This window comes from Stenotrophomonas sp. Y6, from assembly GCF_022436665.1.
GTDB lineage: Bacteria > Pseudomonadota > Gammaproteobacteria > Xanthomonadales > Xanthomonadaceae > Stenotrophomonas > Stenotrophomonas acidaminiphila_A.
This window is the reverse complement of the sequence record NZ_JAKUKB010000003.1, coordinates 123,476-135,474: the sequence shown is the minus strand read 5'-3', so window position 1 is coordinate 135,474 and position 11,999 is coordinate 123,476. Positions and strand designations below refer to the sequence as shown.

The following is an 11,999-nucleotide window of genomic DNA, read 5'->3' as shown; positions in this document are numbered from 1 at the left end:
CGCCTGGACAGCCCTGTGCCGGGCAAGCCCGGCACCTACGCGTGACGCGCGCCGCGCGTCACTTCACCCGGCGCAGGTGGTTGGGACGGCCGCCACCACCGCGGCGGTTGAACGGCGGCTGCCCACGCCAGTAGCGGATCAGCAGCCAGCCGAACAGCATGCCGCCCAGGTGCGCGAAATGCGCCACCCCCGGCTGCCAGCCGGTGAACCCCAGCATCAGTTCGATGGCGCCGAACACGATGACGAAGGTGCGCGCCTTCATCGGAATCGGCGGGAACAGCAGCATCACCCGCTGGTTCGGGAACAGCATGCCGAACGCCAGCAGCAGGCCGAACACGCCACCGGACGCGCCCAGCACCGGGCCGCCCTCGCCGATCAGCGCCGCCACCAGCAGCTGGCACAGGCCGGCGCCGGCCACGCACACCAGGTAATACGTGGCAAAGCGCTTCTCGCCCCAGGTCAGCTCCAGCGGTGCGCCGAACATGTACAGCGCCAGCATGTTGAACAACAAGTGGGTGAAACCGCCATGCAGGAAGCCATAGGTCAGCAGTTGCCAGGGCTGGAAGTTCTGCCCGGGCGAGAACGGGTCGAAGCCACCGGTATTGAGCGGCCACAACATGAACGGCTCGAACGTTTCCATCCCCAGCAGGAACGGCTGCTGCAGAATGAACAGCACGACGTTGGCGATCAGCAGCGCCTTGGTGACGGTGGGCAATCGGGGAAACATGGCGGCATCCTTGGGAACTTCCGCCATGATAGCCGGGGACGCGCCGCCACCTTCGCTGATGCGCCATCGCCTTCGCGCTGACGCCCCACGGTTTGCGACGCAAACCGCGGGCCCCATTTCGTGCTTCCAGACCCCCGCCGCTTCGCGGCCGCCCCCTGACTCAGGGGGAATGCGTCATCGCCTTCGCGCTGACGCCCCACGGTTTGCAACGCAAACCGCGGGCCCCAGCTCGCGCTTCCAGACCCCCGCTGCTTCGCGGCCGCCCGCTGACTCAGGGGGAATGCGTCATCGCCTTCGCGCTGACGCCCCACGGTTTGCAACGCAAACCGCGGACCCCAGCTCGTGCTTCCAGACCCCCGCCGCTTCGCGGCCGCCCCCTGACTCAGGGGGAATGCGTCATCGCCTTCGCGCTGACGCCCCACGGCTTGCAACGCAAACCGTGGGCCCCATCTCGTGCTTCCAGACCCCCGCCGCTTCGCGGCCGCCCCCTGACTCAGGGGGCTTTGTTCCAGATATATAGGCGGGTGCCGGCTGTCGGCTGCGCGCTTGATCCGCTCACTTGAAACCGGCCGCGGTGTCCTGGTTCCCCGCGCTTCTTTACCCGTTCCTGCTTCAGGCAGGCCCCCAGATCCGGGCATCCAGGTCGGGCGGCGGCCGTGCGCGCCGGACCCGGCCGTTCTCGACCACCACGCCCTCGGCGCGCAGGCGTTGGGCCTGCTCGCGCCAGCCGGCCGACCCCTCGGGCAGGGCGATGCGCCCATCCGAACGCAGTACCCGGTGCCACGGCAGGGTCCGGTCGCCGTTGCCGCCGAGCAGCCGCGCCACCAGCCGCGCGCGGCCCGGCAGCCCGGCCTTGGCCGCGACCTCGCCGTAGCCCATCACCTGCCCGCGCGGGATGGCGCGGATCACCGCCAGGATGCGTGCCTGTGCCGCCGCCGCATCGGTCGCCGCGCTCACCGCCTGCGGGCCACGCCGCTGCCCACCAGCAGCACGCCCAGCAGCACCAGCACGGTGCCGGCGCCCTGCCACGGGCCCATCGGTTCGTCCAGCAGCCATACGCTCAGCACAATGGTGGAGACCGGGCCCAGCATACTCACCTGCGCGGCCAGCGAGGAACCGATGCGCTTGACCCCGAGCATGATCGCCAGCACCGGCAGCACCGTGCACACAGTGCCGTTGAGCAGCGACAGCCAGTACACCGGCGGCGGCTGCCTGCCGAGCGCCGCCAGTGGCTGCAACAACAGGTACTGGCCGATGCACAGCACGCAGGCCACGGTGCTGGCGTAGGCGGTCAGGCGCACCGCACCGATCCGCGCCACCGCCTGGCCGCTGCCGAACAGGTAGACCGCGTAGCTGAGCGCGCTGGCGAACACCAGCGCCGCGCCGAGCAGCGTGCGCCGGCCATCGAGCTGGATGTCGTGGCCGAAGGCCAGCAGCACGCCCAGGTAACTGACCAGCAACGCCAGCACCTGCAGCCGCGTCGGCCGCTGCCGCAGCACCAGCAGCGCGATCAGCACCACCAGGGTCGGGCTCAGGTACAGGATCAGCCGCTCCAGCGTGGCGCTGATGTACTGCAGCCCCAAGAAATCCAGGTAGCTGGACAGGTAATAGCCGCTGAAGCCCAGCAGCGCCACCCGCCCCAGGTCGCCGCGCGACAGCGCCGGCGCCCGGCGCGCGGCCCACGCACCCATGGTCACGAAGAACGGCAGCGCGACCAGCATGCGCAGCGCCAGCAGCGTGGTCGCATCGGCACCGTGGCGGTAGGCCAGCTTGACGATCACCGCCTTGCCGGATGCGGCGATGGCGCCCACGCCGGCCAGCAGCAGGCCGCTGGCAAGCAGGCGCCGCGACGTGGTCGGCAGCGACGAAGCGACCGGCGCCGGCGGCGGCGCCGCAGCGGCGCCGCTGGGGGGAGCATTCACGGGATGACCGCATCCGGGGGAGATGAGCCCGGCATTATCCCGCCTGCGGCGCGCTCAGCGCATCAGCACCACTTCCTCGGCCGAGGTCGGGTGGATCGCCACGGTGTCGGCCATCTGCCGGCGGGTCACCCCGGCCTTGAGCGCCACCGCGAAGCCCTGCAGGATCTCGTCGGCGCCCTCGCCCAGCAGGTGGATGCCGACGACCTTCTCGTCCGCGCCGACGCAGACCATCTTGAACAGCGAACGGGTCTGGCCCTCGCCGAGCGCCTGCAGCATCGGCCGGAAGCGGCTGTGGTACGTGGTGACGGTGTCGAAGCGCCCGCGTGCCTGCGCCTCGCTCAAGCCGACGCTGCCCAGCGGCGGGTGCGAGAACACCACGCTGGGGATGTTGTCGTAGTCCAGCCGCGCCTCCGGCTGGCCGCCGTACAGGCGGTCCATCAGCCGGCGCGCGGCGGCGACCGCCACCGGCGTCAGCATCGCCTGCGCGGTGACGTCGCCGATCGCGCTGATGCCGGGCACGGAGGTGTCCTGGAACGCATCGACCACGATGGCGCCGTTGTCGTCCAGCGCCACCCCGGCGGTCTCCAGCCCCAGCCCGCGGGTGCTCGGGGCACGGCCGGTGGCGAACAGGACGGTGTCGAACAGCGCGTCTGCGGCACCGTCCCGCAGGCGCGCGTGGATGCCGCCCGCGCGCCGCTCCAGGGCCTGCAACTGGCACCCGAACCGCACCGTGATGCCCTGCTGGCGCAGGTTCTGCACCAACTGCGCCGTCATCTCGGCGTCGAACTGCGACAGCAGCTCCTTGCCGCGCACCAGCAGCGTCACCTCGCTGCCCAGGCCATGCAGCACGCCGGCCAGTTCTACCGCGATGTAGCCGCCACCGACGATGGCCACCCGCGCCGGTGCCGCCCGCAGGGCGAAGAAATCGTCCGAGATCCCGCCCAGCCCGGCACCGGGCAGGTCCGGCTTCAACGCATGCGAGCCGGTGGCGATGACGATATGTCCGGCGTGCAGCCGGGTGCCGTCCTCGCATTCCACGGTGCGGGCGTCGCGCAGGCGGCCGCGCTGCGCGATGTGCACCACGCCGCTGTCCTGCAGCCGCTGCCGGTAGCTGGCATGGATGCCATCGATGTACTGCTGCCGGCGCTGCAGCAGCCGCGGCCATGACAGGCGCGGCGCCGCTGGCACGTCGAAGCCCAGCGCCGAGGCCAGCGCGATGCGCTCGGCGAGGTCGGCCGCCAGCCACATGGCCTTCTTCGGCACGCAACCGACATTGACGCAGGTACCGCCCAGCAACGCCGGTTCCAGCATCGCCACCTTCGCGCCGTGCGACGCGGCACGGAACGACGCGGCCAGCCCGCCGGAGCCACCGCCGAGCACGACCAGATCGAATGACTGCCCGCTCACCGCGCCGCTCCCATGCGCCGGGATGCGGTTTCGATCACCGCCACATGCCCGCTGATGAGGTCGGTCATTGCGCGTCCACTCCTGTTGTCCATGCGGGCCCCGAGCATGCCATGCCGTGCCGTTGCCGGCCTGTAAATGCCCCGGCGAAACCGATCCACGCGGCCGGGACCATGCGCCACCGACGCCGCCGGGCGGGCATCAGGCAACGCGCGGGCAGCGTGCGCAGCCGGGCGTGGTCGCCCGCGGCGCGGCTACCGCGGACGCGCGTCGGCCGGATCGCGGCGCAGGGGCGGCAACCGCCAGTAGGTGATCGCACGCCACAGCCATTCCATCGGCCCGAAACGGAAATGGCGCAACCAGACCCGGCTCAGCAGCAGCTGCACCGCGAACAGCGCCACCGCGAACAGCAGTTGCCACACGCGTCCCATCTGCTCGAAACCGCCCAGCCCATAGCCGTAGAACAGCAGCGTGCATACCAGCGACTGCCCCAGGTAATTGCTCAGCGCCATGCGCCCGGCCGGGGCCAGCCCGCGCAGCGCGTGGCTCCAGCGCACGCCCCAGGCCAGGTAGCCTAGGCACATCAGCAGGCCGGCCACCGCGGTGCCGCCGTAGGCCGCGGCCGAACGCAGGTCGAAACGCCCCGGCGCCAGCCACGGCTGGTACCAGGCACAGGCCAGCATCAGCGCAAGGCCCAGCGGCAGCGCGCCCCAGCGCAGCCACGCGAACAGCCGCCGGTGCGCCTCGGGATCGGCGATGGCGCCGCTGCGCGCGAACCAGCTGCCGATCAGGAACATGCCCAGCACCTGCGGCCCCACCACCAGCAGCGCGCCCAGCGATGCGCCGAAATCGCGCAGCCGTTGCAGCACCGCCTGGCCATAGGTGCCGTGCCCGTAGGCCTGTCGCTGGGCCTCGATCGCGGCCTGCGCGTGGGTCGCCTGCGCGGCCGTGGTGTCGGCCGGCACCAGCAGCATCAGCGCGCCCAGCAGCAGCATCAGCCCGACCGCCGCCAGGTAGGCCAGCACGCCCATTGCCGGCAGCCAGGCACGCGGCGCGTCGCGGAAGGCCAGCAACAGGAACGACAACAGCGCGTAGGCGACCAGGATGTCGCCGGACCACAGCAGCAGCGCATGCACCAGGCCGATGCCCAGCAGGCCGAGGCTGCGGCGCAGGTAGAAGCGGGTGAAATCGCGCCCGGCAACCTCGGCGCGCTGCGCCATCACCGCGAAGCCGGCGCCGAACAGCAGCGAGAACAGGGTGAAGAACTTGCCCTGCACGAAGATGTAGACGAAGGCGTCCGCCCAGCGGTCCACGCCCTGCCAGTGCGGGTCGATGCCACTGGTGGACAGGTCCAGCGGGCCGACGAAGGCCTCCATGTTCATCAGCAGGATGCCCAGCAGCGCCAAGCCACGCAGGACATCGAGCGTGGCGATGCGCTCGTCCGGCGCGATCGGCTGGAAAGTGGCGTTGGACACGTCCGTGGTTCCCCCGTGGATGGACCGGCGATTAGAGCATGCGGCCACGGCCACCGTCCGCGGCGCCGGAAAACGAAACGGCCCGCACAGGGCGGGCCGTTCGCTGCGGAATCGCCGGTCGGACGATCAGTGGTGGTGGCCACCGTCGCCATGCACGTGGCCGTGCTGCACTTCTTCTTCGTTGGCCTCGCGGACTTCGACGATCTCCACGTCGAAGTGCAGGTCCTTGCCGGCCATCGGGTGGTTCAGGTCGACGTCGACCACGGTCATGCCGACCTTCTCGACGGTGACCGCGCGCGGGCCGAAGTTGGTCTGCAGGATCACCTGCTGGCCCGGCACCAGGCGGGTGTTGCCGAAGTGCTTTTTCGGCACGCGCTGGGTCAGGCCCTCGCGGCGTTCGCCGTAGGCGTCGGCCGACTTCACGTCCACGCCGAAGCTCTCGCCGGCCTCCTTGTCCATCATCGCCGCCTCCAGGCCCGGGATGATGTTGCCGTGGCCGATCAGGATCGCCAGCGGCTCACCACGCTCGCGGGAGCTTTCGATCGGCGCCTGGCCGACTTCGGAAACGGTGTAGTGGAAACGGACGACGCGGTCTTTTTCGATCTTCATGCGCAACTCTTCAGTGGCTGCCCGCTGGCAGACGTTGGGACGGCCTTGCCGGCCGACGGGGAGGCGGCCATCATGGCAGCCGTCTTGAGGTGGCGCATTATCCGGGCTCCATGCACATCACGCCAGTTTTCCGGTACCGCCGCTGGCGGCTGCCGGCCCTGCTCGCCGCGGCCTCGGTTCTCGCCGCCTGCGGCCATGCGCCCGCCAGGCGCCCCGCCCCGCCCCCGGCCAGCCATGCCTGGCCACAGGTGACCCCGGCCGATCCGGCCGCGGCCTCGTCGGTGCTGATGCGGGCGCTGGGGCTGGTCGGTACGCCGTACCGTTATGGCGGCAACACGCCCGAATCGGGTTTCGACTGCAGCGGGCTGGTCAGCTATGTCTACCGCGACATGCTGGCGCTGAACCTGCCGCGCACCTCGCGCGAGCTGGCCGCCGTGCAGGGGCCCCGCATCGAGCCGCGGCAGCTGGCGGCCGGCGACCTGGTGTTCTTCGGCGACAAGGGCAACGTCTGGCACGTCGGCATCTATGTCGGCGAGGGGCGTTTCGTGCATGCGCCGAGCACCGGTGGCACGGTGCGGCTGGACCATCTGGAAGGCCCGTACTGGCGCGACCACTACACCGGCGCCAAGCGCGTGCTGCATTGAAGTGTGAAAAAAGTCATAGGAAATAATGAAAATTTAACGAAATTTGTACCTACGCACACTTTTCACAGGGCATGATCGCCCATCGCTTTTTCCCGTGACTGCCGCGTGACGAACGAAAATCCGTCCCATCCGGGTCAACCCGGTCACCGAATCCCCGCCTTCCGCCGGCTGCTGTGCGCCGCGGTCCTGGCCATCACCGCCATGCCGGCGCTCGCCCAGAGCGCTACCGATGCCGAGCCCGCCGCCCGCCCGGCCGCGGCCAAGCCCGACACCCAGCGCAGCAAGGCCGACGCCGCCGCCACCGCGACCCTGGCCGCCCTGCTCCCGCACCTGGCCGCCAACGACACCATTCCGCTGATGGACCGCTCGGCGATGTTCGCCGGCGACCTCGGCCGCCTGCTCTCGGCCTACGACGCATCCAAGAGCGTGGCCGGCGCCACCGACACGGCGCTGGCCAACGACAGCGACGGCAAGGTGCAGTCGATCCTGCGCCGCGCCATGACCCTGCTGGGCACCCCGTACCGCTGGGGCGGCACCTCGCCGGACGCCGGTTTCGACTGCAGCGGCCTGGTCGGCTACGTGTTCCGCACCGCGCTGGGCATCGAGCTGCCGCGGGTGTCGCGCGAGATGGCCAGCCAGGCCAGCAACGAGCTGATCAAGGACCGTTCGGCGCTGGTCGCCGGCGACCTGGTGTTCTTCGGCCGCAAGGGCCGCGTCGATCATGTCGGCATCTACGTCGGCGAAGGCCGCTTCCTGCATGCGCCGAGCACCGGCAAGGACGTGCGCACCGACACCCTGCTCAGCGGTTACTGGGGCGACAAGTTCATGCAGGCGCGCCGCCTGGACCTGTAACCGGCGCGCCGCGCTGGCTCATCGAAAGCCGCGGCTCCGCCGCGGCTTTTTTCATGCCTGTCCCCGGATGGCGCCAGCCACCTGGCCGCCGTGTCTCCGGGCCGGAGTCGCTCCGGCCCGGATGGGGTGCCTCAGCGCTGCTCGACGCCGAACGGGCCGAACGGCTCCAGCTGCGGTGCGACCGCGTCGCGGTCACCGACCACGATCACCGATAGCGTGTCCGGTGCGTAGTAACGCGCGGCCACCGCCTGCAGTGCCGCCGCGTCCACCGCACGGATCCTGCCCACGTACTGGCCCAGGAACTCCGGCGGCAGCCCGGCGAGCCAGTTGCTGGCCAGGGTGCCGGCCACCGCGGCCTGCAACTGGTTGCTGATCAGGTAGCCGCCGGCGACATAGCGCTTGGTCGATTCCAGTTCGGCGGCCGGTACCGGCTCCTTGCCCAGCCGGTCGAACTCCTTCATGAACTCGTGCAGGGACGCGCCGGTGACCTCGTTGCGCACGTCGGCCGACGCCACCAGGTTGCCGCCGGCGCGCAGCGCCGCCAGGCCCGCGCCGGCACCGTAGGTGTAGCCCTTTTCCTCGCGCAGGTTCTGGTTGAGGCGGCTGCTGATGCCACTGCCCAGCACGGTGCTGGCCAGTTGCAGCGGCACGTAGTCCGGGTCGGTGGCGGCGATGGCCGGGCGCCCGATCCGGAATGTCGACTGCACGCTGCCCGGGCGCGGCAGTATCGTGCGTTGCGCCGGGGCCTGGCGCGGCGCGGGCGCGGTGTCGGCGACCGCATCGCCCTGCCCCCGCCAGTCGCCGAAGGCACGCTCGGCCTCGGCGAACGCGGTCGCAGCGTCGATCCGGCCGGTGATCACCAGCAGGCCATGCCCGGGGTGGAAGCGACGCGCGTGTTCGTGCTTGAGCGCGGCCGGGGTCAGGGCCGGCAAGGTGGCGTGGTCGAGCTGCCTGCGCGCATACGGGTGGTCGCCGTAGACCGCCTGCAACAGCGCGCGCGAGGCACGGAAGCCCGGCTGCGCCTCGGCCGCCTTCAGCTCCTGGGCGGCATTGGCCCGGGCCAGTTCCACTTCGTTGTCGGCGAAGGCCGGGGTACGGGCGACTTCGGCGAGCAGCGCCAGCATCGGCTTGGCCTGCGAGGCCAGTGCAGAGCCGCTCAGCAGCAGGCCGTCGACGCTGGCGACGGCGCTGACGCTGCCGCCCATGCCCTGGGCCAGCTCGGCGATCTGGCGCGCGTCGTGCGCCTGGGTGCCGGCGCTCAACAGCCGCGCCAGCACGGTGGCGAAGCCGGGCGTGGCGGCGGCATCGGCGGCCAGCCCGGCACCGCGCATGGCCAGCACGTAGTCCACGCGCGGCAGCCCGTTGCGGGGCACGACCCACACTTCCAGGCCATTGGCCAGGGTCCTGCGCGATATTTCGGGCACCGGCAGCGGTTTGTCGGCGGCATAGTCCGGCAGGCCGGCGGGCAGCGCCGCGGGGGCGGCGCCCGCGCCGGTCGGGGCGAGCGACAGGGCCAGGCCCATCGCGAGCAGGCAGGGTATCGGCTTGATCATGGCGGTGTCCTCACTTCTGCGCGGCGGGGGCCAGCATCGCCGCCGGCTTGCGGTCGATGACGGTGCGGTTGGCGGTGGTCAGGTAGGTGCGCGCGGCGCGCTGTACGTCGGCGGCGTCCACCGCTTCGATCCATCCCGGGATCCGGTTGACCACCTGGGCATCGCCCCACAGCGCCTGCAGCTTGGCCAGCGCGTCGGCGCGGTCCAGGAACATTTCCAGGCCGTCGTACCACTGCGCCAGCAACTGGGTCTTGACCCGCGCCAGCGTGGCTGCGTCCACGCCCTCGCTGGCGACCCGGGCGATCTCCGCGTCGATCCCGGACAACACCGCGTCGGCATCGTGGTCGGGCTTGTACATGGCGAACACCACGAACAGGGTGGGACCGTCGTACTCCCAGGCACTGGTCAGGCCATAGAGCGAGTCGACGTTCAACGCCAGCTGGCGCTCCTTGACCAGGCCCTGGTGCAGGCGCGAAGCCTCGCCATTGGCCAGCAGCGCGCCCAGCACCGCCATCGGCGCCTGGTCGCGGCTGCCGCGGTCGGGCATCTTCCAGCCCACCGCCAGCGCCGGCACCTGCGCCAGCGCATCGGACTGCTGCAGGCGGACCTCGCGGGTATTGAGGCCTTCGGTGTAATCCGGCCGCGGCGGCGTCGGCCGCGCCGGGATGTCGCCGAAGTAGCGTTTGGCCAGGGCGAAGCCCTGTTCCGGGGTGACGTCGCCGGCGATGGACAGCACCGCGTTGTTGGGGCCGTAGTAATCGCGGTGGAAGGCGCGCACGTCATCGAGGCTGGCGTTCTCCAGGTCGTGGAAGCTGCCGTAGCCGTCATGGTTGTTCTCCCACTTGGAGAACGCGTGCTGGCCGATGTCGATCCACATGAAGCCGCCATAGGGCTGGTTCTGGACGTTGTTGCGGATCTCCTCCTTGACCACGTCCTGCTGGTTCTTCAGCGTTTCCGGGTTGAAGTCCAGCGTGCGCATGCGGTCCGCTTCCAGCCACAGCATCGGCTCCAGCGCCGAGACCGGCGCGGTCTCGATGTAGTTGGTGAAATCGGCGCGGGTGGAGCCGTTGTTGCGGCCGCCGCCGCCGGTGATCACGCTGTCGAACACGCCCTTGCGCGCCTGCGGCGTGCCCTGGAACATCAGGTGCTCGAACAGGTGCGCGAAGCCGGTGCGGTTGCGCGGTTCCAGGCGCATGCCGACGCGGTAGACCACGCTGATCCCGACCACCGGCGCGCTGTGGTCCTCGGACACCAGCACGGTCAGGCCGTTGTCGAGTTTCTCGACCGCCACCGGCACCCGCCACTGGTCGGCGTCGGCGGCAGCGGCCGTGCCGGCCAGCGCGCAGCCGGCCAGCAGGAGCATTCGTTGCAGCATCATGGAGCGACTCCTTTCGTTGTCATGGACGGGCCGGATGGCCGCCGCCCCCATGATGCACCCGCCTCGCGCGGATGGCCGTCCCCGGGCAGGCCCCGGCGACGGGCGGTCAGTCCACCCCGACGCCGGGACGGACCGGGGCGTCGTAGACCTGCCGGTCCAGCAGCCCGGTTTCCTTGGCCACGATCACCGGCACCACCATCTGCCCGGTGACGTTGGTCATGGTGCGCATCATGTCCAGCACGCGGTCGATGGCGTACAGGTAGCCGATGGTCTCCAGCGGCAGGTTGGCCGCGCTCAGCACCACGGTGGCCATGACCACCGCCGTACCCGGCACGCCGGCGGTGCCGAAGCTGCCCAGCACCGAAGCGATCAGCACCACCACGTACTGCTCCGGGGTCAGCGGCACCCCGGTGTACTGGGCGATGAACACCGCGCACAGCGCCGGGTAGATCGCCCCGCAGCCGTCCATCTTGATGCTCGCGCCCAGCGGCACCGCGAACGACGCGTAGTCCTTGTTGACGCCCAGGTTGGCGGTGATCGAGCGCATCGCCGCCGGCATCGCCGCAAAGCTCGACGAGGCCACGAACGCCACCTGCATGCCCGGCGCGGCACCGCGGAAGAACTTGATCGGGTTCAGCCCGTGGACGAGCAGCAGGCCGCTGTAGACCACCAGGATGTGCAACGCGCAGGCCACGTACAGCGCCAGCACGAAACTGCCCAGCGGCAGCAGCTTCTCGAAGCCATAACTGCCGACCAGGCCGGCGATCAGGCCGAAGGTGCCCAGCGGGGTCATCTCCAGCACGAAGCGGGTGACCTGGATCATGACCTCGCTCAGCTGCCCGGTGAGCCTGCGCGCCTCGCCGACCTTGTCGCCGAGCTTGACCATGGCGAAGCCGAGCAGGCCGGCGAAGAAGATCACCGGCAGGATCGAGCCACGCCCGGCGGCCAGCACGGTCTCGCCGGCGGCATTGACCTTGGTGCCGATGCCCGACAGCGCATAGAACACGTTGGACGGCACCACGTCCATCAGCACCTTGGCCACCGACGGCACGTCGCGCGGGGTATAGGCGCTGTCCATGGCCAGGCTCAGGCCGCCGGTGCCCGGCTGCATCAGCGTGCCAACGCCCAGCCCGACGCATACCGCCAGCGCCGCGGTGATGATGAACCACAGGAAGGTGCGCCCGCCCAGCGCCACCACCGATTTCTGCCCGTGCAGCGAGCCGATGGCGCTGATCACCGCGAAGAACACCAGCGGCACGGCGATCATCTTGATCAGGGTGACGTACAGCTCGCCCAGCGGGCCGAACCAGAGCTCGGCGGCCGGGCCCAGCGCCCAGCCGGCCAGCGCGCCAAGCACGAAGCCGCCTGCCACGCGCTGCCAGAACGGAATCCGCAACCAGGCAGAAACCAGCTTCATAGGGGAATCCGGGGACTT

The 11,999-nt window shown here is 70.5% G+C and carries 11 protein-coding genes; 2 read left to right on the top strand and 9 right to left on the bottom strand.

Going from position 1 to position 11,999, the window contains the following annotated elements; all coding sequences use genetic code 11:
• Positions 1-58 precede the first annotated feature (58 nt).
• The 6 genes from MKP15_RS03990 to MKP15_RS03965 form a co-directional block, all read right to left on the bottom strand.
• On the bottom strand, positions 59-727 hold the full coding sequence (locus MKP15_RS03990) for a rhomboid family intramembrane serine protease (RefSeq protein WP_161613609.1): 669 nt from the start codon (positions 725-727) through the stop codon (positions 59-61).
• Between the two features lie 612 nt (positions 728-1,339).
• The gene (locus MKP15_RS03985; RefSeq protein WP_240211846.1) at positions 1,340-1,684 is read right to left on the bottom strand and encodes an MGMT family protein; all 345 of its coding nucleotides are present in this window, start codon (positions 1,682-1,684) and stop codon (positions 1,340-1,342) included.
• The gene (locus tag MKP15_RS03980; RefSeq protein WP_240212073.1) at positions 1,681-2,589 is read right to left on the bottom strand and encodes a DMT family transporter; all 909 of its coding nucleotides are present in this window, start codon (positions 2,587-2,589) and stop codon (positions 1,681-1,683) included. The genes MKP15_RS03985 and MKP15_RS03980 overlap by 4 nt, the downstream gene beginning before the upstream one ends.
• A gap of 114 nt (positions 2,590-2,703) precedes the next feature.
• Positions 2,704-4,056: a glutathione-disulfide reductase gene (gene gorA, locus MKP15_RS03975; RefSeq protein ID WP_240211845.1), complete on the bottom strand. Its 1,353-nt coding sequence runs from the start codon at positions 4,054-4,056 to the stop codon at positions 2,704-2,706.
• Between the two features lie 251 nt (positions 4,057-4,307).
• Complete coding sequence (locus tag MKP15_RS03970) at positions 4,308-5,528, bottom strand: DUF418 domain-containing protein (protein WP_240211844.1); 1,221 nt, start codon at positions 5,526-5,528, stop codon at positions 4,308-4,310.
• A gap of 126 nt (positions 5,529-5,654) precedes the next feature.
• On the bottom strand, positions 5,655-6,137 hold the full coding sequence (locus MKP15_RS03965; RefSeq protein WP_240211843.1) for a peptidylprolyl isomerase: 483 nt from the start codon (positions 6,135-6,137) through the stop codon (positions 5,655-5,657).
• Positions 6,138-6,247: 110 nt separating this feature from the next.
• Between MKP15_RS03965 and MKP15_RS03960 the strand changes: the two genes are divergently transcribed.
• Positions 6,248-6,781, top strand: a complete 534-nt coding sequence (locus MKP15_RS03960; RefSeq protein WP_240211842.1) for a C40 family peptidase — start codon at positions 6,248-6,250, stop codon at positions 6,779-6,781.
• A 201-nt stretch (positions 6,782-6,982) separates the two neighbouring features.
• Positions 6,983-7,633: a C40 family peptidase gene (locus MKP15_RS03955; RefSeq protein ID WP_240211841.1), complete on the top strand. Its 651-nt coding sequence runs from the start codon at positions 6,983-6,985 to the stop codon at positions 7,631-7,633.
• Positions 7,634-7,764: 131 nt separating this feature from the next.
• Here MKP15_RS03955 and MKP15_RS03950 read toward each other — a convergent pair whose 3' ends face one another.
• From MKP15_RS03950 to MKP15_RS03940, 3 genes are all read right to left on the bottom strand, one after another.
• Positions 7,765-9,186 (bottom strand): pitrilysin family protein, encoded by a 1,422-nt coding sequence (locus MKP15_RS03950; protein ID WP_240211840.1) that lies wholly within the window; start codon positions 9,184-9,186, stop codon positions 7,765-7,767.
• Between the two features lie 10 nt (positions 9,187-9,196).
• Complete coding sequence (locus tag MKP15_RS03945) at positions 9,197-10,564, bottom strand: pitrilysin family protein (protein WP_240211839.1); 1,368 nt, start codon at positions 10,562-10,564, stop codon at positions 9,197-9,199.
• A 106-nt stretch (positions 10,565-10,670) separates the two neighbouring features.
• Positions 10,671-11,981 carry a dicarboxylate/amino acid:cation symporter gene (locus tag MKP15_RS03940; protein ID WP_240211838.1) on the bottom strand — a complete coding sequence of 437 codons (1,311 nt, stop codon included), beginning with the start codon at positions 11,979-11,981 and terminating at the stop codon, positions 10,671-10,673.
• Between the last annotated feature and the right edge of the window lie 18 nt (positions 11,982-11,999).